23 protein-coding genes and 1 pseudogene are annotated in these 21134 nt (G+C 41.3%); 9 read left to right on the top strand and 15 right to left on the bottom strand.

Annotated elements, in window-relative coordinates; all coding sequences use genetic code 11:
• Window positions 1-44 precede the first annotated feature (44 nt).
• The gene (locus CU633_RS11215; protein ID WP_101660473.1) at window positions 45-479 is read left to right on the top strand and encodes a Dps family protein; all 435 of its coding nucleotides are present in this window, start codon (window positions 45-47) and stop codon (window positions 477-479) included.
• A 134-nt stretch (window positions 480-613) separates the two neighbouring features.
• Here the strand turns inward: CU633_RS11215 and CU633_RS11220 are convergent, their stop codons facing one another.
• The 5 genes from CU633_RS11220 to CU633_RS11240 form a co-directional block, all read right to left on the bottom strand.
• Window positions 614-1507, bottom strand: coding sequence for a diacylglycerol/lipid kinase family protein (locus tag CU633_RS11220; protein ID WP_101660475.1), 894 nt, complete (start codon window positions 1505-1507; stop codon window positions 614-616).
• A gap of 218 nt (window positions 1508-1725) precedes the next feature.
• A complete protein-coding gene (locus tag CU633_RS11225) occupies window positions 1726-3051 on the bottom strand; it encodes a hemolysin family protein (RefSeq protein ID WP_101660477.1) in 1326 nt (441 codons plus the stop codon).
• Window positions 3052-3396: 345 nt separating this feature from the next.
• Window positions 3397-3945: a tetratricopeptide repeat protein gene (locus CU633_RS11230; protein ID WP_308314742.1), complete on the bottom strand. Its 549-nt coding sequence runs from the start codon at window positions 3943-3945 to the stop codon at window positions 3397-3399.
• 105 nt (window positions 3946-4050) lie between these two features.
• Window positions 4051-4164, bottom strand: a complete 114-nt coding sequence (locus CU633_RS23630) for a TlpA family protein disulfide reductase (protein WP_101660481.1) — start codon at window positions 4162-4164, stop codon at window positions 4051-4053.
• Window positions 4165-4234: 70 nt separating this feature from the next.
• The gene (locus tag CU633_RS11240) at window positions 4235-6058 is read right to left on the bottom strand and encodes an LTA synthase family protein (RefSeq protein WP_101660531.1); all 1824 of its coding nucleotides are present in this window, start codon (window positions 6056-6058) and stop codon (window positions 4235-4237) included.
• Here CU633_RS11240 and CU633_RS22550 point away from each other — a divergent pair.
• Together CU633_RS22550 and CU633_RS11250 are read left to right on the top strand one after the other, a co-directional pair.
• Window positions 6044-6529 carry a mechanosensitive ion channel family protein gene (locus CU633_RS22550; protein ID WP_142383410.1) on the top strand — a complete coding sequence of 162 codons (486 nt, stop codon included), beginning with the start codon at window positions 6044-6046 and terminating at the stop codon, window positions 6527-6529. The genes CU633_RS11240 and CU633_RS22550 overlap by 15 nt on opposite strands.
• A 26-nt stretch (window positions 6530-6555) precedes the next feature.
• Window positions 6556-6738, top strand: a complete 183-nt coding sequence (locus CU633_RS11250; RefSeq protein ID WP_101660484.1) for an H-type small acid-soluble spore protein — start codon at window positions 6556-6558, stop codon at window positions 6736-6738.
• 161 nt (window positions 6739-6899) lie between these two features.
• Here CU633_RS11250 and CU633_RS11255 read toward each other — a convergent pair whose 3' ends face one another.
• Window positions 6900-7199: an SDR family oxidoreductase gene (locus CU633_RS11255; RefSeq protein WP_257958661.1), complete on the bottom strand. Its 300-nt coding sequence runs from the start codon at window positions 7197-7199 to the stop codon at window positions 6900-6902.
• A 66-nt stretch (window positions 7200-7265) separates the two neighbouring features.
• Here CU633_RS11255 and CU633_RS11260 point away from each other — a divergent pair, with 66 nt between their 5' ends.
• Together CU633_RS11260 and CU633_RS23635 are read left to right on the top strand one after the other, a co-directional pair.
• Window positions 7266-8327 (top strand): lactonase family protein, encoded by a 1062-nt coding sequence (locus CU633_RS11260; protein ID WP_101660488.1) that lies wholly within the window; start codon window positions 7266-7268, stop codon window positions 8325-8327.
• Window positions 8328-8360: 33 nt separating this feature from the next.
• Window positions 8361-9251 carry a general stress protein gene (locus tag CU633_RS23635; RefSeq protein WP_374703362.1) on the top strand — a complete coding sequence of 297 codons (891 nt, stop codon included), beginning with the start codon at window positions 8361-8363 and terminating at the stop codon, window positions 9249-9251.
• 336 nt (window positions 9252-9587) lie between these two features.
• Here the strand turns inward: CU633_RS23635 and CU633_RS11270 are convergent, their stop codons facing one another.
• The 4 genes from CU633_RS11270 to CU633_RS11285 are packed head-to-tail and all read right to left on the bottom strand — an operon-like array spanning window position 9588 to window position 13534.
• Window positions 9588-10622: an NAD(P)/FAD-dependent oxidoreductase gene (locus CU633_RS11270; RefSeq protein ID WP_101660491.1), complete on the bottom strand. Its 1035-nt coding sequence runs from the start codon at window positions 10620-10622 to the stop codon at window positions 9588-9590.
• A complete protein-coding gene (locus CU633_RS11275) occupies window positions 10597-11454 on the bottom strand; it encodes an ABC transporter ATP-binding protein (RefSeq protein ID WP_101660492.1) in 858 nt (285 codons plus the stop codon). Before CU633_RS11275 ends, CU633_RS11270 begins: the two co-directional genes overlap by 26 nt.
• Before the next feature lie 14 nt (window positions 11455-11468).
• Window positions 11469-12491 carry a FecCD family ABC transporter permease gene (locus tag CU633_RS11280; protein ID WP_101660494.1) on the bottom strand — a complete coding sequence of 341 codons (1023 nt, stop codon included), beginning with the start codon at window positions 12489-12491 and terminating at the stop codon, window positions 11469-11471.
• A complete protein-coding gene (locus tag CU633_RS11285; RefSeq protein WP_374703363.1) occupies window positions 12491-13534 on the bottom strand; it encodes a FecCD family ABC transporter permease in 1044 nt (347 codons plus the stop codon). Before CU633_RS11285 ends, CU633_RS11280 begins: the two co-directional genes overlap by 1 nt.
• A 277-nt stretch (window positions 13535-13811) precedes the next feature.
• On the opposite strand from CU633_RS11285, the gene CU633_RS11290 reads away from it, so the two are divergent.
• Both CU633_RS11290 and CU633_RS11295 read left to right on the top strand, forming a co-directional pair.
• Window positions 13812-14777 carry an ABC transporter substrate-binding protein gene (locus tag CU633_RS11290; RefSeq protein WP_101660496.1) on the top strand — a complete coding sequence of 322 codons (966 nt, stop codon included), beginning with the start codon at window positions 13812-13814 and terminating at the stop codon, window positions 14775-14777.
• A 169-nt stretch (window positions 14778-14946) separates the two neighbouring features.
• Complete coding sequence (locus CU633_RS11295) at window positions 14947-15816, top strand: cation diffusion facilitator family transporter (RefSeq protein ID WP_101660498.1); 870 nt, start codon at window positions 14947-14949, stop codon at window positions 15814-15816.
• A gap of 34 nt (window positions 15817-15850) precedes the next feature.
• Here the strand turns inward: CU633_RS11295 and CU633_RS11300 are convergent, their stop codons facing one another.
• From CU633_RS11300 to fosB, 3 genes are all read right to left on the bottom strand, one after another.
• Window positions 15851-16192: a hypothetical protein gene (locus CU633_RS11300; protein WP_101660500.1), complete on the bottom strand. Its 342-nt coding sequence runs from the start codon at window positions 16190-16192 to the stop codon at window positions 15851-15853.
• An 80-nt stretch (window positions 16193-16272) separates the two neighbouring features.
• Window positions 16273-16602, bottom strand: coding sequence for a hypothetical protein (locus CU633_RS11305; RefSeq protein ID WP_101660502.1), 330 nt, complete (start codon window positions 16600-16602; stop codon window positions 16273-16275).
• 292 nt (window positions 16603-16894) lie between these two features.
• The gene (gene fosB, locus CU633_RS11310; protein WP_101660503.1) at window positions 16895-17317 is read right to left on the bottom strand and encodes a metallothiol transferase FosB; all 423 of its coding nucleotides are present in this window, start codon (window positions 17315-17317) and stop codon (window positions 16895-16897) included.
• 781 nt (window positions 17318-18098) lie between these two features.
• On the opposite strand from fosB, the gene CU633_RS11315 reads away from it, so the two are divergent.
• Window positions 18099-18746, top strand: a complete 648-nt coding sequence (locus tag CU633_RS11315; protein ID WP_101660505.1) for a FixH family protein — start codon at window positions 18099-18101, stop codon at window positions 18744-18746.
• Window positions 18747-18757: 11 nt separating this feature from the next.
• Window positions 18758-19264, top strand: coding sequence for a hypothetical protein (locus CU633_RS11320; RefSeq protein WP_101660507.1), 507 nt, complete (start codon window positions 18758-18760; stop codon window positions 19262-19264).
• Between the two features lie 512 nt (window positions 19265-19776).
• Here CU633_RS11320 and CU633_RS23330 read toward each other — a convergent pair.
• Together CU633_RS23330 and CU633_RS11330 are read right to left on the bottom strand one after the other, a co-directional pair.
• A complete protein-coding gene (locus CU633_RS23330; RefSeq protein WP_257958662.1) occupies window positions 19777-20316 on the bottom strand; it encodes a transposase in 540 nt (179 codons plus the stop codon).
• Between the two features lie 99 nt (window positions 20317-20415).
• Window positions 20416-20829: pseudogene (locus CU633_RS11330) on the bottom strand (GNAT family N-acetyltransferase); the annotation flags it as partial.
• Between the last annotated feature and the right edge of the window lie 305 nt (window positions 20830-21134).

The following is a 21134-nucleotide window of genomic DNA, read 5'->3' on the forward strand; positions in this document are numbered from 1 at the left end:
ATAGGATAAAATGAAAATAAGCCAAATTTAGGAGGGAAATATACATGACATTACAAAAACTATTAAACACACAAATTGCAAATTGGAATATTCTTTATACAAAATTGCACCGTTTTCACTGGTATGTAAAAGGACCATTATTTTTCACCCTTCATGAAAAGTTCGAAGAGCTTTACAAAGAAGCAGCCCTTGTTGTGGACGAAACCGCTGAACGGTTGCTGGCGATTGGCGGAGAGCCGATTGCTACCATGAAGGAATATTTGGAAACAGCCACTTTGCAAGAAACAACCGGCGAAACAACAGCGAATGAAATGGTAAAATCACTAATTGAAGATTACAGAAAAATAAATGAAGGCTTACAGGAGGTAGCCGCCCTGGCCGAAGAACAAAATGATATCATCACCAATGATCTGGCTGTCGGCCTGATCGAAAAAATTGATAAACATATTTGGATGTTAAATGCATACTTAGGAGAATAATAAATAAGTGCCGAAATTCGGCACTTATTTTTTTGAAAGTAGCTATTTCTAATAAATGGATTTTTGTAATATGATGGTGTTAAAAAAATGTGGCGTGATTAAAAGTTGAAAAATGATCCCGGCTGGAATGTTATTTAAGCAGGCTTAATGAATTGAAAATAATGTTTTAAAACGGTCAACTCGGAAGGGGTTTGTTCATAAACCTCTCCGTCCATATCGGCATCCATTCTCTTTTCTGTTTCAATCTTTATTTTACTTCCTCTTGAAAGGAGAAATTCTGTCGCTATTTCTTCATTGATTTGCGTTAAATCCAGGGTGAAAAGTTCTTTTAGTAATGTTAAGCTCGCATTTTTTACAATAATGATGTCTGCAAGGCCGTCATCAAAGCTGATATTTTGAAAAGGAAGCCGGTTCGTTCCAATAAATTGTCCGTTGGCAACAAGGATCATGATGGCCTCACCAGCGATAGTTTCTCCATCACAGGATATTGTATAGCGAAAAGGTTCCATTTTATTGATTGTCCGGATTGCACTTAAATAATAGCTGATTTTTCCCAACCGCTCTTTTTCCGCCTCACTAATATTATTGGATGTTTCCGTCACTAGTCCGATTCCCCAGAAATTAACCAAGTAATGATCATCAGCCTTGATGGCATCAACCGGTACAACGACACCGTTCATCAATGCCTCGGCCGCTTTTCGGATATTTTGGGGAATTTCCATCATTCGGCTTATATCATTACATGTTCCTCCAGGCAATACAGCGATTGCCGGCTTGTTTTGTAATTCGGCCAGTCCATTAATACATTCATGAACCGTTCCATCTCCGCCCAAAATAAACAGCACGTCCTGCCCGGCTCCATAGTTTTTACAGATGTCAGCAAGATGTCCTTGTTCTGCTGATTTCATTACCATAAACTGCTCAATTTCCGCAGCTAATATAGGGAGGCAGGCTTCTAAATTTGCTTGAATCCCTTGCTGACCCGCATGCGCATTGTAAACAAGCATAGCTTTTTTTATTTTCTCCATGCCCGCACTCCCTTTTCAGTAAAGTAAAATCGAATATATATAAAATCAATGCCCATTAATAGAAAAAAATAAACCATGTTACAGAAGGGTTAAGATTCCCTGGTTTTTTGAATTCAGATGGAAATAAGGGTAATCTCTCTCTCGCTAAATCCCCCTCCACAAACTAAACACAAAAGAGGACAGACCATGATGGCCTGCCCGTTTCTATTGAGAAATGATTACTCGTCAACTGCTTTGTTGACTTCCAATTTTGCTGGCTGAGATTTTTTTACTTCAATATATATAATGTGATGTCCGTCAAGTTCTTTCACGATAAAATCGTACCCGTCCGCCTGCATGACATCACCCTGCTCAACATCAAACTTTTGTGTCAAAATCCAGCCGCCCAATGTGTCGACATCTTCTTCAGGTATGGAAATGCCAAGCATGTCGTTGACATCCCCGATTAACACTTTGGCGTCAAAAATATAGTGCTGGTTGTTGATTTTCCGTACAAGCGGAATTTCATCGGCGTCGAATTCGTCACGAATTTCGCCGACAATTTCCTCAAGAATATCTTCAACCGTAACGAGTCCCGCTGTTCCGCCATATTCATCAAGAAGGACTGCCATGTGGGTGCGTTCCTTTTGCATCTTCAGGAGTAAATCGTGAATTGGAATGTTCTCTATCACCCGAATGACAGGTTTAATATATCTTTCAATCTCAAATTCACTTTTTACAAATAAGCTTGCCGTCAGGAGCTCTTTAATATTGATGATTCCGATGATGTTATCCTTGTCGCCGTCGATAACCGGATATCTTGTAAATTTTTCATCACGTATGATCGCGAGAATTTCATCAATGGATGCATCTTTATCAAGGCTAACAATCTCTGTTCTTGGAACCATTATTTCCTTGGCAATTCGGTCATCGAATTCGAAAATTTTATTCACATACTTAAATTCAGATTGATTGATTTCGCCTTTCTTGTAGCTTTCGGAAAGTATGAGGCGAAGCTCTTCTTCACTGTGGGCAACATCATGCTCGGAAGCAGGCTTTAAGCCAAATATTCCTACCAGCAGCCGGGCAGAACCGTTCAGAGCCCAGATGAAAGGATACATCACGCGATAGAAAAGAATCAACGGTCTTGAAAAATAAAGAGAAACAGCTTCTGCTTTCTGGATGGCAACCGTTTTTGGGGCAAGTTCCCCGACCACAACATGCAAAAACGTTACTGAAGCGAATGCAATCGCAAAAGATAAGATATGTGACACCGATTCGTTTACGCCGTATTTTTCAAACAGAGGAAGCAAGAGCCTTTCGACTGTTGGCTCGCCCAGCCATCCTAAACCTAAAGCGGTAATCGTAATGCCAAGCTGGCAGGCTGATAAATATTCATCCAGGGCGCCGATGACCCTTTTAGCAGCTATCGCATTTTTATTTCCTTCTATAACAAGCTGGTCAATTCTCGTAGTTCGGATTTTTACAATAGCAAATTCCGCTGCAACGAAAAAGGCGGTCAAAGCTATCAGGATTGCGACGAGTATCAGGTTAACTGTTATCAATCAAGTGCCTTACTCAATGAACGAGTAAGACCCACACCTCCCTTTGGGTGAATAAATTATTTTTTCTTTAGTTCGTAGCTGGTTTGGGAAAAAGCTTTAAAAAACCCCCTTCACCAAAACCATCACGAGATGGTTGTAATTCAAATGATATAAAAAATAAACGAATGCGGCAATTCATATGTGTCCGTGGCACAGAAATGCCGTTTTTATTAAAGAACACTTTTATACAAAAACTACCCTCTATTTTTTAAATTAATCGCAAACTGGACGTTTTTTATAAATCCAGGCAAAAAAAGCCTGATGTGTAGGTCCACAACAGGCTGCTTTAAAATATATTCATTACAATTAGTCATTTTTTTGTGTTCCCGGAATGATGCATCCATCTGGTCCGCAATCATCTTTTGTTCGCATTTTTTCTTCGGCACGTTCTTTTTCAAGTTGCGTTTTCTGCCATTCGATATCTATGACAGGTGTGAATTTTTCAGGGAAGCGGATGTACCAGCGCTGTTTGCGAATCAAAAAATTATCGGGATCCAGCTGGAGCGCTTCATCAAGCTCCTTTAACGCCTCATCATGTTTTCCGGCACTTGCATAGGCCATTCCAAGCTTGAATTTCGTTTGGGCAAGGCTTAGTTCAAGCTCGTTCAGCTGTTTACGGTGCACATAGTACGTATCCTTTAGCTCAATCGATTCGACCTGATTATGGATTAGTTTTTCAACGGCTAATATATGCTCCTCGTTTGTGACATGGAAGCCTTCCTTGATCAGACGAATGGTGCCGTCATAGTCGACAAAAATTCCATTCGGGACAATCTTAAAGCCAAAAAGGTTCGATAACTGATTTTCGCTATCGACGACTGTTTGAAAAGAGGTATTTTCAGTATACCGCCTCACGACCTCAGGTCCTTGAATATCAACAGCAACAGAAAGAAATTCAAAGCCGTTGTCCTGATGCTTTTCATAAAATTGCTGCCAGCCTGGCAGCTGCTCTCTGCATCTTCACCAGGAAGCCCACATAAAGATTAGCGTCTTTTTGCCTTGTAACTCCTTTAGTGAAAACGGGTTCCCGCTCATATCCGTTAAAGAAAGATCAGGTAATTTTTCAAGCAGCATTTTCAGCAACCTCCCTTTTTATTCAAAGGTACTGAAATGTCCGGCAGAAAGCAAATAATTAGTCTGTGCTTTATTTTTCATAAAAACGGAGCAGGTCTCCGTAAATGATTTGGTCTGAATACTCAAGCTCCTGTTTTGCCTGTTCGATGAACGGTTCACAGCTTACTTTTTCGATTACTTGACCTGTGACCTTCTGATAGCAGCTGCCTCCTGTAAAAATAAAATCGTTCGATATAAAGCTTCCATCGCGGAGAACTGTAAATTGATCCCGCTGCTTTGAAAAAAGATCCGTGCCAAATTGGATGTCTTCCTTCGTTTCAATGCCAAGTAAATGCAACAATGTTGGACGCAAGTCGATTTGGCCTGAAACCGAAGAAATTGTACCGCCTTTGATGCCGGGTATATGAATAAATAGAGGAACCCGCTGCAGTTTGATGTGTTCGTACGGGGTGATTGGCTTACCCAAAAATTGTCCCATCGCCTCATGATGGTTCTCCGAAATCCCGTAGTGATCTCCATACAAAACAAGAATGGAGTCTTCGTATAAACCTTCCTTTTTTAAATCTTCTATGAAAAGCTTGATGGCTTCATCTGTATAACGGACAGTCGGAAAATAACGGTTTAATGTCCCGCTCACTGAGTGGTATTCATCGATCAACCGATCTTCCGGCTTGAGCTCAAACGGAAAATGGTTTGTCAGTGTAATAAATTTTGTGTAAAAAGGACGGGGCATTCCTTTCAGATACTCGATAGATTGGTGGAAGAAATCGATATCCTTCATTCCCCATCCAACCGTATTTTCTGCAGTGACTTGATAATCAAGCAGCGAATAAAAGCGGTCATATTTTAAGCTCCCGTACATCACATCCCGATTCCAAAAGCTTTTATTATTTGCATGCAAAGCGGCCGTATAATATCCGTGTTCCTTTAATTTTTCCGTCATCGAATAATAGCGGTTATCAGCATGAGTAAAAAACACGGCTCCCCTGCTTAACGGAAACAGTGAATTATCGAGGAGAAATTCAGAATCAGACGTTTTCCCCTGTCCCGTTTGGTGGTAAAACTCGTCAAAGTAGAAGCTTTCTTCCTTAAAGTCATTTAAGAAAGGCGTGATTTCCCTTCCATTAAGCGTTTGGTCAATAACGAAGCTTTGGGTCGATTCAAGCGAAATCAAAATCAGATTCTTCCCCTTGCAAATTCCGAACAATGTTGAGTTGGGCTCTTTATAGCGTGCTTGAGTATAGTTTTGAATGTGACTCAATTTATCCCCATCTGCCATCGCCCGCTGTGCTTTTGCTTTTGTATGAAGAAAGGCATCGTAAAGATGGTAATGGTATGTTCCAATATTCTTAACAAGAATTTTCCTGTCAAACGTCCGCGTCAACAATTCAGGCCGCTGTGTTTCGGCCAGGCTTAAATTTAAAAAAACAAGTGCTCCGGCTATATAATAGAAAGCTGTTTTTTGCGGCCGCGAATACCCTTCCATCGAAAGGAGCACAGGCTTCCGGACAACAAGATACGCCAGAAGCACAGTGTCGAGGAAGTAAAAAATATCAGTCCAACTGACCAATTCCCTGATACTCGCCCCCAAATCGGCGAGATTGCTCGTTTGCATGAGTAAAGGAATCGTGATGAAATCAAAAAACTCGCGATAATACACGATATTCGCATAAAGAACAACCGTTATGAACGCATGGAAAATGAGCACAAAAAAGTTTCGTTTCCTTCCAGTCATAAAAAGACCTATTCCCGCACCAATCATCAAAAAGCTTAACGGATTTAAAACTAAAATATACTCCTGCATGATATTATCGCCGTTCAACTGGAAGCTGTATTTATAGGCTAAATACGTCTTGCACCAGAGAAAGAAAACGGCCGCATGAATGATGTTCATTTTGATTTTACGCTCAGCTCTCACACAACCCCTCCTGGTTCTTTCCCAAGCTTTGTTCAGGTCATCGTGATCCTGTTGTTTATGGTGCAGGCACTGAATCTGATCCAACTGGACTTCCTCGTCGCACTTGCAACAGGAGTCATTGCCTATCTTCCGCATCTTTTAACAGCACTTGTCATAGTCGCTATGGGTTTATGGGTTAGGAAACCTTGTTCAGAACATGCTTGTCACGATCTTGCAAGGTCCGAACTTTCGCATTCTTGCTTCCATTTCAAAGTATGCGATTATCGAAGTGTCTGTATTCATGGCGCTTGGTCTAACCACGGTGGAGCTGCTTGGATTGTCAACTGGCGTCATACTGCTCCGGGCGCACCAGCCCTTTCATCGCCTTATCGTTCCACCAACATATGTCAAATTAAGATCCTTTTTAGTATTAAAGGGCATAAAATTCATCTTTATCTGAAAAAATAAGTAAAAATAAATGAGGAGGGGAACCAATGGATTTAAATCGGGTTAAACAAATTCTATCTTCTCCAGCTGATATTGAAGTGAAATATCATGATATTTCAGTCTGGATTGACAAGGTGAATGAGGACGGCCGAACAGCAACTGTTCATATGAGGGGGCCTCTTAAAGAGACCAACGTAGTCGAAATTACAGAGTTAACTGAAGCAGACTAGCATATTTTCGGATATGGACAACAAACGCTAAATCTGCACAAAATTCTAGATACACCAGGAGTTAAATCTATCAACCAGTCAGTTAAAATCCCTGAACAAAACAGAACCACCCAGATCAAACAGGGTGGTTCTTACATTACTACTCGTCGAAGCTGGTCCGATTACAAAATCGACCTGACGATACCTCCGTCAACGCGCATGGCCGTTCCCGTTATCGCAGCTGCTTGTTCCGACGCTAGAAATACAACCAGATTTGCTACCTCTTTGCCTGTGATAAAGCGCTTTACCAATGAGCCCGGAAGCCTGTTTTCAAATAGATCCTTTTCAATTTCTTCAAACGTCTGTCCCAACTCGGCGGCCATTGATTGAAAATGCTCCTCGACTTTTTCTGTGCGGGTCGGTCCCGGCATAGTGATCTCTGTAAAATAAAATCGGTAAAATTCGTTTAGCCAGACCCCCATTTTTAACCGCAACCATTTCGGCGTGATATAATGAAACCAATGCATTTAATTGAAGGAGGAGCTAAGATGACGAATCGCAGCAAGCTTATTGGCTATGTCGGAACCTATACAAAAGGTGAAAGCAAAGGAATTTATACTTTTACATTGGATACAGCCCAAGCCGAAATCAGCGGGGTAACTGCAGCCGCTGAGCTGGACAACCCTACATATTTAACGATCAGCAAGGATAACCAATTCCTTTATTCAGTTGTAAAAGAAGGAGAAGCGGGCGGGGTCGCCGCTTTTAAAGTGAATGGCGAAACCGGGCAATTACAGGCAATCAACAGCCAGGCAAGCGCAGGAGCACCTCCATGCCATCTTAGCGTCGACAGCGAAAAGCGCCTGGTTATGACGGCAAACTATCACAGAGGGACGGTTGAATCCTATTTGCTCAACAAAGAAAATGGTGCCGTTCAGCCTGCCTCATCCATTATCCAGTTTGAAGGTACCGGTCCTAATAAAGAACGCCAGGAAAAGCCGCATACGCATTATGCCGACTTTACGCCTGACGGAAAGTATATCGTTGTAGTCGATTTAGGCATTGATAAAGTCCTCACTTATACAGAAAATAATGGGGAACTGACTGAAGTAAACAGTTTATCCGTTAAGCCGGGAAGCGGCCCGAGACATCTTGTCTTCCATCCGAACAAAAAATATGCCTATATTATGACTGAGCTCAGTTCCGAAGTAATTGCTGTCCAATACAATGAACAGGACGGCAGCTTTACTGAACTGCAATATATTTCAACAATTCCGAATGACTTTACCGAGAACAATCAGGGAAGCGCTATTCATATGTCATCTGATGGCCGCTTTGTTTACGCCGCCAATCGTGGCCACAATAGCATCGCCGTTTTCAGCGTCAACGCGGATACGGGTGAACTCACGCTTGTCGAGCTTACCTCAACAGAGGGAGATTGGCCGCGTGATTTTGTCTTGGATCCAACCGAAAAATTCCTTGTTGCTTCCAACCAGAATACGGGCAACCTCGTGTTATTTGCCAGGGACGAAGTGTCGGGAAAGCTGCAGCTCCTGCAAGCGGATATCGCCGTTCCCGACCCGGTTTGTGTAAAATTTTTAAATATATAAACAGCAAAGCTGCCTGATTGGCAGCTTTTTTTAATGGGTTCTTTGTTAGTTCTGCTGCTCCAAGGGTATACATTTAATATAGACGAAACGGAAGAGGAGGAAGAAACGATGGTAAACCACAATAAACGTGTAATCGGTTCTTACGAATCAGAGCTCGAAGCGATCCAGGCAGTGGAAAAATTGAAGGCAGATGGCTACAGAGCAGAGGATATCTCTGTTATTAGTAAAAATCGTGATGATATCGAGACGGTTAATGAAGAAACAGGCACGAAAACGGGAAAAGGCCTTGCTGCCGGAGCTGCAACCGGTGGTGTTCTCGGCGGATTAACAGGCTTGCTTGTCGGCATCGGTGCTCTGGCGATCCCGGGAATTGGCCCGCTCGTCGCCGCAGGTCCGATTGCCGCTGCCCTGACAGGTGCAGCTGTCGGAGCAGGCGCAGGCGGACTTGCCGGTGCGCTTATCGGAATGGGTATTCCCGAGGATGAGGCGAGGCAGTATGAGGATGAGGTAAAGACGGGCAGAATCCTTGTGTTAGTCGACCCCGGCACTCACGATTCCTCTAAAACGGATCATGATGCAGGCATGCTCACTAAAGGATATCCTGTCGAGGGAATTGGGTTGGAAGATCGTGAAGATACCGCTCGAAAAAATCTCAAGAGCGGACAAAAGAATGATGCAACCGACCCGTTCAGCACTGGGAAACTGGATAAAACCCGGCAAGCGTTTGGCGACAATCCGGACAGCCATCGCCTCTTCACCGATGATAATATTGATGTGAACCGCCCGCTGGATGAACGAATCGTAACCGCTCCGCGTTCCAATGACGAGGGCTTTAAAGCCGAAGCTGATACAGGAGAAAAAATTTTTTCAGATGAAGAGCCAGTTACATCCGATTATCCGAAAGATGCGGAAAATCGGCGATAAGATTGGCAAAAGAACCCCGACGTGGGGTTCTTTTCCTTTAACTCTGAATCATAATTTAAAAAGTTCTTCTAAATGAATATTAAAGCCATTTAACACTTCAGAGCCAATTACACCTTTCTCTTTTAACACGTCCAATTGAAAATACCGTTTTCTGCTTTCATCAAGTCTATAAATTTGCACGGTTTTAAGCATCGGGTTAACAATCCAATACTCTTCAAATACAACCCATCCCGCTATTCCCAATCCTATTGAAAAAGGATATATTTAAAGACCAAATAAAATACACCGTTCAAAAAATTGAACGGTGTATTTCACTAACTTATCGAATCAGGTGCTCTAAGCCTTTGCCAGTTTTTTATGTTTACGGAGAAGCTCCCGATGATGGTGGGTGGAGTAAAGGGCGACAAGGTCTTTTTCCGGTTCAAGGTATGCTTTTGCGCTATTAACAGCTGTCGGGCCTTCCGCAAATCCGCCGGCAATTAATTTTAACTTATGCTTATAGTTCACAACGTCTCCGGCGGCAAAAATTCCATCAATATTTGTTTTCATATTTCCATCTACTTTAATCGTTCCGTTCTCAATTTCCAGGCCCCAATTCTTGATTGGACCAAGATTGATATCAAAACCATGGTTCACAAGAAGTTCATCTGCGACTATTTCTTCTGTTTCGCTTGTACCCAGCCTGGACACCGTTACACTGGAAAGCCGTCCATTATCTCCAGCCAGGGATGTCACGACGTATGGAGTCATAATTGAAGCAGAAGAGTTTCTCATCGCTGTTATGTTGCATTCAAGGCCGCCGAACTCATCGCGACGATGAACGACGGTCACTTTCCTCGCAACCGGTTCAAGCGCGTTTGCCCAATCAACAGCGGAATTGCCTCCACCCGATATTAACACATGTTTATCCTTAAAATAATCGATTTTATCTACTGAATAATGAAGACTTTTGCCCTCATAATCATCTGCATTTTCAACGTCGAGTTTGACAGTTTTCAACGTTCCAAAACCGGTTGCCAAAATGATTGTGCGGGTATGATGCTTCTCACCGGACTGGCTTGTTAAAACGAACGTTCCATCTTCCTGTTTTATTAATTCGCTTACTTGCTGATTTAAGACAATCGTTGGATCAAAGGTTTTCGCCTGCTCTATAAGCTGCTGTACCAACTTTTCACCAGAAATATGGGGAATGCCGCCAATATCGTGGATCATCTTCTCCGGGTAAAAATACGACACTTTTCCACCCAGCTGAGGCAGAAACTCGATCATTTTCGTCTTCATCTCACGCATTCCACAATAATAAGCCGTAAACAAACCAACCGGCCCACCGCCAATGATCGTTACATCATACAATTGATGCCGTTTTGCCATTTGTTTTTGCCTCCTGGAAACTGGCTGCTTCTTTTGAAAATCGTGCGCTCTCCAATAAGTCATATGAAAGACAGACAGGTTTTTGCGTTCGTGGATCTTGGACGACCTCAGCGTCAATGTGGAATACCTCTTTTAAAACAGCTGACGTCATAATCTCTTCAGCAGTCCCTTCTTTAATCACTCTTCCACCGTTCAAAGCGACCATACGGTGGGCAAAACGGGCAGCATGGTTTAAGTCATGGATAACCATGACAATGGTGCGGTTCTGCTCTTTATTCAACTGTTCAAGAAGCTTGAGCACTTCAAGCTGATGGGCCATATCCAGATATGTTGTCGGCTCGTCCAACAGCAAAAGATCTGTTTCCTGGGCAATCGCCATTGCAATCCAGGCCCGCTGTCGCTGCCCGCCTGAAAGTGTGTCAACCGCTTGATGGCTTAATGGCAATAATCCTGTTACCTCGAGCGCCCATTCAATCACTTGGCGGTCTTTCTCAGCTAATCGTCCAAATCCGCTTTGATGGGGTGAGCGTCCATACGAGATCAGTTCAAAGACTGTTAATCCAGTCGGTGCTTCAGGTGATTGAGGCAAAATCGCCATCTTCCTCGCAATCTCTTTTGTCGGTGTTTTGTGAATCATCTTGCCATCCAGGTAAACAACACCCGCTTTCGCCTGGTGAATTCGGGCCAGTGTTTTTAAAATTGTTGATTTTCCGCACCCGTTCGGACCGATGATCGTCGTAATTTCCCCTGGCGGAACATGCAAGTTCAAATCCTTTACGATCACCTTTTCACTATAGCCAATTTCCAGATTCTCAGTTGAAAGTGAAACCACGACCATCTCTCCTTTTACTTAATTTTCATTAATAAGTAGATAAAATAAGGGGCACTTAAGATAGCGACGAAAACACCTACGGGAATTTCCGACGGGGCAAGAAGGTTTTTCCCTATTGTATCGGCCAACAACAGCAGTAAAGCACCCAGCAAAGCAGTGATCGGGATGAGCAGCTGATGCTTCGGCCCAACGATTCGCCTGGCGATATGGGGAGCTACCAAGCCAAGGAAGGCAATTCCTCCACCGGCCGCCACACTTAAGCCTGCGAGTGCAACCGCAACAACCAATAAGATTCTCCGTTCGTGTTCAACTCTTGTTCCCAACCCAATTGCGAGCTGATCTCCTAAATTTAAAATATTTAAGGCATGTGATTTATACACAGCATAAATGATCAGCAGAAGAATCCAAGGTGCCAGCGCCCATACAAACTTCCAGTTTGCGCCCCAAATATCGCCTGATAGCCAGACAGCTGCCTGCATAAAATCCTGCGGATTCATTTTTAGCTGAAAAATGATAATCGCTGCGCCAAACCCGGCATTTACACCAATTCCGACCAAAATTAACCGCACCGGATCAAGCCCTTTTTTCCATGCTAAAACGTAGATAATGAATGCGGCTCCTAAAGCACCAAGTAAAGCAAATAATGGCATGATAAACACGGCAGAAGTGCTTAAATTTACCATCGAACCTTGAAAAAAGAAGATAAACAGGATGACGGCAAGCCCCGCTCCTGTATTAATTCCCAATATACCGGGGTCAGCCAATTCATTTTTTGATACACCTTGTAAAATCGCTCCCGAAACAGCCAGCCCTGCACCAATTAACAGGGCAAGCACCATTCCTGGCAGGCGGAAATCGACTAATACAAGCCGGTCCCGTTCCGTCCCCATTCCAACTAAAGTTTTCATTACATCGAGCGGAGCAATGCGGACGAGCCCCATGTTCAAGCTGATAAAAAAGAGAACGACAATGAGGATCGAAAGAAAAATCGAAGTTAATAAAAACTTTCTTCGGCCTGATTTTTTCAGTGTATCCATCACAATCCCCTCCTTTCCCCGCGGGCAAGGTAAAGGAAAAAGGGAACCCCGATTGCCGCCGTGACCGCTCCAACCGGTGTTTCAAACGGAGCATTGACCATTCGCGCGGTTATATCCGAAAGGACCAGCAACAGGCCACCCAATACAGCGGAGGAAGGAATGATCCAGCGGTAATCAGAACCAACCAAAAAGCGTGTAATGTGCGGAATAACCAAGCCGATAAACCCGACCGCTCCAGCCACCGATACCGCTGCACCCGTTAACAGGAGAATAACAATGATGCCGAGTGCTTTAACGAGAAAGGTATTTTGCCCGAGTCCTTTTGAAACCTCTTCTCCAAGGCTAAGTATCGTAATCGAACGGGAAATCAACATTGCAAGCAGCAGCCCGGCTCCACCGGCTATTAGCAAGATGTATACGGATGTCCAATCGGTTGAAGCCAGCCCTCCTGCGTACCAAAAGCTGATGTTTTTGGCGACTTGGGTGTGGAGGCCAATTGCAGTTGAAATCGACCTCAGCAACGCACCTACAGCAACTCCCGCAAGCGCCAGTTTAACGGGCGTTAGGCCACCCTTAGAAAAAACACCGATCATAAAAACAAGCAGGACCGCGAATCCTGCACCAATAAAAGATGCAAAAGTTTGGCTTAGAATCGTGGCTGACGGAAGAAAAGCAAGCGTCAGAACAAGTGCGAATGCAGCACCATCCGTAACGCCCATAATTGAAGGTGAAGCGAGCGGATTGCGTGTTAAACCTTGCATAACAGCACCTGATACTGCAAGAAGTGCCCCTGTCAATCCTGCAGCAATTGCGCGCGGCAGCCTGATTTCCTGAATAATCTGGTGGGATGTCAATTCCGGATTAAAGTGAAAAACAGCAGCAACAACAGTAGAAAGATTTATATCCGCTGCCCCGTAAACAACCGACAAACCAATTGCAAAAATCATTGCGATAGAACCGGCGACAGGCACGAATATCCCGCTGATTAAACGCGATTGTGCTTTTGACCCTGCTTGTAAAAAAGTACGTTTGCTCCGCTTCAACCGTCTTACATTCCCTTCCTGCTCCCACTGTCAGCTACAAATTGCCAATCTCTTAGAAGATAATCTTTTGTTCTATTTATGTTAAGAATGATAATTATTATCAATACTATTAGTATAACAGGGCTGAAAAATTATTCAATCATGAATCCGCTGACAGCTTTGTATACTTTTTCTTCAAAATGAATCTTTCATAGTAGAGGGATATTGACAGTCTATTTGAAAGTGATTATCATTTTCATATAAACTCTTTTGATTAATGGACCCGGGAGGAACAACAATGTTATCGATTAAGAAAAAAATTTTACTTATCCTTAGTTTAGCATTTTTAGTCGTGCTAGGAGCTGCTTGCAGCAGTGAAGACAATTCAAATACATCTGATTCAGGTGAGGCAAAAACATCAGAAAACAACGGTGAACGTACGTTAGAGGATGCGACTGGCGAGGTTACAATCCCTGCCAATCCCGAACGCATTATTGCTCCATATTTGGAGGATTCTTTGTTAGCCCTCGGAATTACGCCGGCAGCTCAATGGTCGATTGGAGATACTGTCCTTGATTATTTGCAGCCGCAATTAAAAGGAGTTCCGAAAGTCAGTTACGATCTTCCGTTAGAACAGGCGATCAGCAATGATCCCGATCTGATCGTGTTCAGCTCTTCATCCGCAATACAAAATGGGCAGCGTGACGAGTATATGAAAATTGCTCCGACCTTTGTAATGAAAGAGGAAGTGAATGCAGATTGGCGTAAACAGCTTTTGCAAATGGGAGAGATTGTGGATAAAAAAGAAGATGCTGAGCAAGCGCTCGCTAAGTATGATGAAAAAGCGAAAGAAGCCAAAGCGAAAATAGCTGAAGCGATCGGTGACGAAACAGCCGCGATTATCTGGGTAATGGGCGAGCAATTCTATTTATTTGAACATGACCGTTACAGCGGCACTGTTTTGTATAATGATTTAGGTATTCAACAGCCTTCTTTTGTCAAGAGTCTTCCTGAAGCTGGAGTACAGTGGGATCCAATTTCACTTGAAAAACTGGCCGAGTTGGACGCAGATCATATTTTCCTGGTGAGCAAAGAAAACGAACCTGGCTTGGAAATATTGGAGAACAGCTCTATATGGCAGGGCCTCCCTGCAGTCAGCCAAAACCAGGTGTATGAAATGAATGATCCAAGCCATTGGACGATTAACGGCTTGATCGCCCATGAAATGACGATGGATGAAGTGGTAAAAGCGTTAACAAAATAGGATTAACTATAGGAGAAGGGGGATTGCTTTGGCAATTCCCCTTTTTTTTGACCGTATGAAACTTTTTTTGACTTCCGTTACTTTTATAGGGAAGATTAAAAACATTGCTGTAGACCCACTTGCAAAACATTTGGTAAGATAGGCAAGGACTAAAAATGGAGGACGAGCCATGGATCAGGAAAAATACAATGCTTTAAAAATGGGAGAACGTGGAGCGGTTATAAGTATTATCGCTTATCTCTGCCTTTCTGCCTTAAAATTATTTATTGGGTATATCTCTGACTCCAGAGCCCTGTGGGCAGACGGATTAAATAATACAACCGATATCATTGCCTCACTTGCCGTTTTAATTGGATTGAGACTGTCGCAAAGGCCTGCTGATGAAGACCATCTGTATGGCCATTGGAAATCGGAAACGGTTGCCTCGTTGGTCGCTTCCTTTATCATGATGGTGGTTGGCGTGCAAGTTTTATATAGTGCAGCTACTTCTGTTTTTTCGGTGAATCAGCAGGCTCCTGACATGATTTCTGCCTGGACAGGTTTATTTTGTGCCGCGGTTATGTATTTGGTTTATCGCTATAATAGAAATTTAGCAATAAAAATAAACAGCCAGTCTGTAATGGCTGCTTCAAAAGACAATCTCTCTGATGCCTGGGTCAGTATTGGAACCGCTGTTGGAATTATCGGCTCGCAATTCGGCCTGCCCTGGCTGGACCCTTTAACTGCTCTAGTTGTCGGTTTATTGATTTGCAAAACGGCTTGGGATATATTCCGGGAAGCGTCCCATCATTTAACCGATGGCTTTGACGAGCAGAAAATTGAAGACTATAAAAAAACGATTCAAACAATTTATGGAGTGAAGGGAATTAAAACAATCAAAGCCCGTAATTACGGGAATAATATCGTCGTAGATATCATCATTTTTGTAAATTCGAATTTGGATATCCGCAATGCCCATAATATATCGACAAAGGTCGAAGAGGCATTAATAAAAGAGCATGATGTTTACGATGTCCACGTCCATGTTGAACCCAATTAATGGCTATGTATTTGGAGAAGATGATTATACAGTTTTATCTTCTCCAAATACTCCTATTGAACAGCTTTACTTTTGATTCTGGATCTTTCTGTATCTCTCGGTATTTATCCGTGATTTCCACTAAATTCGTCACCGCCGATTCAAACTCTCGCTGCGTCAATTGTTTGTTTGCCAGGGCCTGACAGAGAATGGCTATAGCAATTGGCATCGTATCCACGTTCACATTTACATTTACATCGACATCTGAATTGCCGCTATCGCCAATGGAAGATTGGGACGACTGGGTAGATTGAGACTCATTAACCGACTCATTTTGATCGGAACGGGATTCCTGTCCCCGAACCCGAAATGGATAATTGATCCCTCGTTGTTTCATAGTAATCCTCATTTCAAATCCCAGTTTAAAATAGGGGTATAAGAATATACCCCTGGTTCGTTAAAGATTATTTATTAGTGTTAGTCTTGCTCCTGGTTATTTTCTTGATCTTGTTCCGCTTCTTGATCAGCCTCGGCACGAGTGCGAACTCTTGCTTTCGATTCAGAATCAACATCGACATCAATGTGAACCTTCGCGTTTCCACTATCAATAACTTTCGCTTCCGCCTTGTTGAAGTTCCTATTCTTCAGCTTATTATCGGTTTCCACCTCGGAATCCACTTCAGACTCACTTTTGGAATCATTTTCGAAATCAAAATCTACATCAGCCTCTGAATCGCTATCGGATCTTGACCAGCTCCTGCTTCGATTGTCTCCGTCATTGTTTTTTCGGAACCATGGTTTATTCATCTGTTTACACCCCTTTCTCTTTGCTTAATCCTATACTATTCATCGAACCTCAAACTAATTGGACATAAACCTTAGTGCAAATGTGGAATTTTCCGCTTTCGTTGATTGTCTTCTGGGGAGAATCATAGGGAGGGGATTTTCTGTTGTTCCATAGGCTGTAACAGGTATCGCAGATGAATTATAGGAGATATTAGGCGTTAAGGCACTTTAATAAAGATTTGGCTGCACTTATTTGGTTTTTTCAGTATCTTTCCTTCAAAAAACACGGAAGCCTATAATAAGCTTCCGGTAATTAAATATAAAACTCCATGTGAGGTTTTGCTTGTTTATAATAATCAAGTCTGTCTTGCAATGTACCCGAATGGAATTCAAACTTATGTCCATCCATATCAGTAAAGTAAATCGACTTCTTATCCCGCTCATCTCTCGTACGTCCGGGCAGAATATTTACGTTTAAGCTTTTTAAGTGTTCATACATTTTTTCAAAATCGTCTTCGTGGAGTGAAAAAGCGATGTGTGAGTAAGAATCATTTGTTTCACTTCTATCAATATCCTTTTCCAGGTTTAAGGCCAGCCACATGCCCATGAGGTCGAAGTAGGCAGTACTCTTCCCTTTAACCAACAGCCTGGCTCCAAAAACATTTTGATAAAACTCAATAGATTTATCTAAATCCGACACTGAAAATAAAAAATGGTTTAAGCCTTTGATACGCAAAAAACATCCTCCGATCACTTTTTTCTATAATTAAAGAATAATGAAATCACTACTTCTGCAAATGGTGAATATTTATCGACGAACATCCTCCCTTGGTTTGCAGCATTTTATTTTTTTCCTTACTTGTTTTCTATGCACAATTCATAAATTCCTTTCAACATAATTTTATAACTATTCTCTTCCACTCCATGATTTCTCGGTAAACTGTTTGAATAAAAATTTTATAAATGACAAGAATTTCATAGGGTTTATATTAATTGGGCAGAAGTAAAGGAGGAAAAATAATGATTAACAAAATAGCGACAGTTGCTCTCTGTATGGAGAATCAGCTGGTTTAAGTTTTTCCGCACTATTGGAAAGGACTTATATGATCTGTAAAGAATATGCAGATATAAAGTAATCGGGTGATTATACAAAGATAACTAAAAGGAGACAATGAAAGAATAACTATGAAGGAGCAATAGTCGGTGGTGGTTTTGGATTAAGAGTTCAAGCCCCAATCATTAAAACTCACCCTTTGATGATGACAGTAACTGCTGTTAGTACAATGGAGCGTCATCAACTTCCTGATGAACTAACATGCGGCTTTTTCTTGTTTAATTACCGGGCAGGTTGGTTAAATAAGTATTTGCATATTAATTTATAGAATCTATATTTTATTAATGCTCAATCAGTTCTATTGCATGGGGGGGTAACATCCTCCTTTTAGAATAGGAAATCGTGTATCTTAATAGGTTGCCAAACTAGAAGTTCGGACACAGCACAAGCTGAGGTTCCGCTTGTGGCAGGTCTTGTTCTATCTAAAAATTCTATTCAAGTCGGAGATACTATAAAATTTGAGTTATCAATAAGGAAGGGGGGAGAATTTGTAAATAAGTTAGACCAGGCGTATTATCAAATTGGCTCAATGGATAATGTACACAATAGAAAAAAAATTAACATTAAAAGAAATAATGATGTATATAGTTTTGAAAGGACTTTTGAAAAGGCAGGGGATTATATAATTACCTATTATGTGTCTTTAAATGATCAGTTTTACGAAGAAACTAGGAAAATTGTAGTTACTGATGAGGAAGAAGAAAACCATGAAGACCATGAAAACAATTCAACGAATGAAGAGGAAGAAAGCAACCATAGTGAGCATGAAAGTGCAGAAGACGTATCAGTACATTTGATGTTTGATAAGAGTTCTAAAAGATTGATAGCTCATGTAACTAAAGATAATGTTCCTTTGCAAACTGCAAGGGTAAGGTTTGAAATATGGAATGAAGAATCCGGTGAGAAACACTTATTCCTTGATACAATAGAAAATGATGACGGAGAATACATATATGAGTTAAGTGATAAACTTGCTGGTCAATATAATGTAATAATTCATGTCGAAAAGGAAAGCATCCATTTTCATCAGCAGCAAGAGTTGACAATTTGAGGAGGCAAAATATGCATATTTATAAAAGGTTGGTTTCAATAATAGTTTGTATCCCATTGTTCTATTTGGGGGCTTGTGAAGTGTTAACTAAGGATTCTTATGACTATCTAAATGATGTAGAAACTACAGACTTATCCAATGAAAATACCGAGACTATAACCCTTGGTACAACAAAAGAAAATATTATTAAAACTTTTGGAGTTCCTACATCGGAAGAAGGCGAGGGATCAATAATTAATCTTTCTTATGAAGAAGAGGGCCTTCAATTTATTCTAGAAAATAATAAACTCTTTGAATATACTCTTATTGGAAGTAGACATTCTTCAGGTAAGGGAATTACAGTTGGAGATAGTAAAGAAAGTGTTATTGAAAAGTATGGTAAGGAATATTATTTAAAAGAGGAATACTCAAACAATGCACAAATTGGTTACTTTGATAAAAAGACAAAAAAACATATCGAGTTTGGTCTAGAAAATGATGAAGTTACTTTTATCAAAATAGTGGATATGTCTAAGTAATAAATTTGAATACAACTTGGAATATTAATAATTAAGATAATTTTTTCAACTATACAACATACGAAAATAGACAAAAGAGACATTTTATAACATATCAAAATTAGACACAGAAACTTTTTTGTAGCTACCTTGGCTAATATAGGTTTCAATGTAGATTGCATCTTCAACTACCATGAAAATAAACTTCTGTAACTCAGAGAAAAAGACAATACTAAAGAGGACGCAGCTCATTCATTTTTTAAAAGGGGAGAGCGCCAAATTCATTGATCGATGATAAGTAAGTTGACTGGATTAAGATGCTTTAGGTTCCTGTAACGTAAAGGTGTATCCTAAACTTTCGAACCTTCTTAGGGAATGCCGAACAATGGATTGTTGTCTCTGCTTATCAAAGTAGTCTTCGCCTAAGTCTACATACATTTCTTTTCGAGTTAAAAGATAATATGAGATACGCAACATGGCATGAGCGACTACAATTCCTGCTCGTTTCTTTCCTTTTCGTGATGCTGTACGCCTTATACAGTGCTCCCGAGATAGTTTTTAGATCCTCTTACAGAATGAGCTGCTTCTGTTAAAGCCGATCTCAAATACTTTTTTCCTTTTTTGGTTTTGGCTGATTTCCTTTTTCCAGCACTCTCGTTTTGCCCTGGAACCAAGCCCGCCCAGGAACACATATGTGCTGCAGTTGGAAACTGTTTCTTAACATCAGTCCCGATTTCGGATAAAATTTGCTCAGCCATTCTTGTAGCTACGCCAGGAATAGAATTTAGTCGCTCTATTTCTTCTTGATGGGTACTTACTCTTTCTGCCACTTCTTGATCCAGCATCTCAATTTGCTCAGTCAAAAAGTCAATATGCCCTAAAATGGTTTTCAACATGAGACGTTGATGCGAATTGGTGTAACCTCTAAGGGCGTGTTCCAGTTCTTCTTTCTTATTCTTTATTGTACGTCGAGCGAAGTTTGCTAGCTTTTCAGGATCCTCTTCACCATCGGCAATGGCGTCAGGCATATCCCGGGCGGAAACGCCCAACACATCTGAAACAACAGATCCCAACTTAATGTTTGCTCCTTCTAACACCTTTTGGATTCGATTATGCTGCTGGCACGCTCCTCAATGATACTCCGACGATAACGAACGAGTTCACGCAGTTCTGTCTACCAATTCAAAGCCCATATGTTCAAAAAAGCGTTTCTCGCTTAAAAAGGGCTTCTTCTTCTCGCCTACGATATGGACGATCCCATCCATTCCGCGTGTAATGGCATCTTCCTTGCACTTCTCCAATAATTGTTTGGCAAACCCATTATTTTTGTATTGTCCTGAAACCCATAGGCAATTAATCAGCATATCGTTTGGGGCTTCGACGGGAACCCATGCTGATTCAGCGGGTAAATACTCAATAAACACCTTTGCCCGTTCATCCAGACGATAGAAAACCAACCCTTCATCCATTCGATCTGTTAACCATTGCTTTTTTTCATTAACTGCTTGTTCATATTGTTTCGCACCTAACGCACAGCAAATATGTTCATGATTAATATTTTCTTGACTAACTTGGATAAATTTCATACATATTACTTCCCAGATTTATTATAAACTGCACTAATTCCATTTTAAACCAAAATTCAGATTTTTCTATCAATTTTTTGTAAAAATACTGATCTTTTTGTAGCGGCCTACATTCAATTTTTGCTATTGAGATAAACACTAAAATTTTACCTTATTAAACACTTTGGTTATGGTAAAAAGATAAAAAGTTTGTGAAAAAGATAACATAATTTGTCGATTTAAAGGAGATTTATATTCATTTTTCACATAATTCGCCCGCTTTTTTAAATAAGCCTTGATCTCTATTTAGGAAAAGCTTCAAAACA

It is taken from the genome of Bacillus sp. V3-13 (assembly GCF_002860165.1).
In the GTDB taxonomy this organism is placed as follows: Bacteria; Bacillota; Bacilli; order Bacillales; family Cytobacillaceae; genus Bacillus_BJ.

Excerpts from the sequence above, each read along its gene's own strand:
- CU633_RS23635 (WP_374703362.1), top strand. The coding sequence starts at position 8,361 with ATGGGTTCTTTGTTAGTTCTGCTGCTCCAAGGGTATACATTTAATATA.
- CU633_RS11295 (WP_101660498.1), top strand. The coding sequence starts at position 14,947 with ATGGATCAGGAAAAATACAATGCTTTAAAAATGGGAGAACGTGGAGCG.
- CU633_RS11220 (WP_101660475.1), bottom strand. The coding sequence starts at position 1,507 with ATGGAGAAAATAAAAAAAGCTATGCTTGTTTACAATGCGCATGCGGGT.
- CU633_RS11280 (WP_101660494.1), bottom strand. The coding sequence starts at position 12,491 with ATGGATACACTGAAAAAATCAGGCCGAAGAAAGTTTTTATTAACTTCG.
- CU633_RS11290 (WP_101660496.1), top strand. The coding sequence starts at position 13,812 with ATGTTATCGATTAAGAAAAAAATTTTACTTATCCTTAGTTTAGCATTT.
- CU633_RS11240 (WP_101660531.1), bottom strand. The coding sequence starts at position 6,058 with ATGAACATCATTCATGCGGCCGTTTTCTTTCTCTGGTGCAAGACGTAT.
- CU633_RS11250 (WP_101660484.1), top strand. The coding sequence starts at position 6,556 with ATGGATTTAAATCGGGTTAAACAAATTCTATCTTCTCCAGCTGATATT.
- CU633_RS23630 (WP_101660481.1), bottom strand. The coding sequence starts at position 4,164 with ATGCTGCTTGAAAAATTACCTGATCTTTCTTTAACGGATATGAGCGGG.
- CU633_RS11320 (WP_101660507.1), top strand. The coding sequence starts at position 18,758 with ATGCATATTTATAAAAGGTTGGTTTCAATAATAGTTTGTATCCCATTG.
- CU633_RS11305 (WP_101660502.1), bottom strand. The coding sequence starts at position 16,602 with ATGAATAAACCATGGTTCCGAAAAAACAATGACGGAGACAATCGAAGC.
- CU633_RS11300 (WP_101660500.1), bottom strand. The coding sequence starts at position 16,192 with ATGAAACAACGAGGGATCAATTATCCATTTCGGGTTCGGGGACAGGAA.
- CU633_RS11255 (WP_257958661.1), bottom strand. The coding sequence starts at position 7,199 with ATGGGGGTCTGGCTAAACGAATTTTACCGATTTTATTTTACAGAGATC.
- CU633_RS11270 (WP_101660491.1), bottom strand. The coding sequence starts at position 10,622 with ATGGCAAAACGGCATCAATTGTATGATGTAACGATCATTGGCGGTGGG.
- CU633_RS22550 (WP_142383410.1), top strand. The coding sequence starts at position 6,044 with ATGAATGATGTTCATTTTGATTTTACGCTCAGCTCTCACACAACCCCT.
- CU633_RS11260 (WP_101660488.1), top strand. The coding sequence starts at position 7,266 with ATGACGAATCGCAGCAAGCTTATTGGCTATGTCGGAACCTATACAAAA.
- CU633_RS11215 (WP_101660473.1), top strand. The coding sequence starts at position 45 with ATGACATTACAAAAACTATTAAACACACAAATTGCAAATTGGAATATT.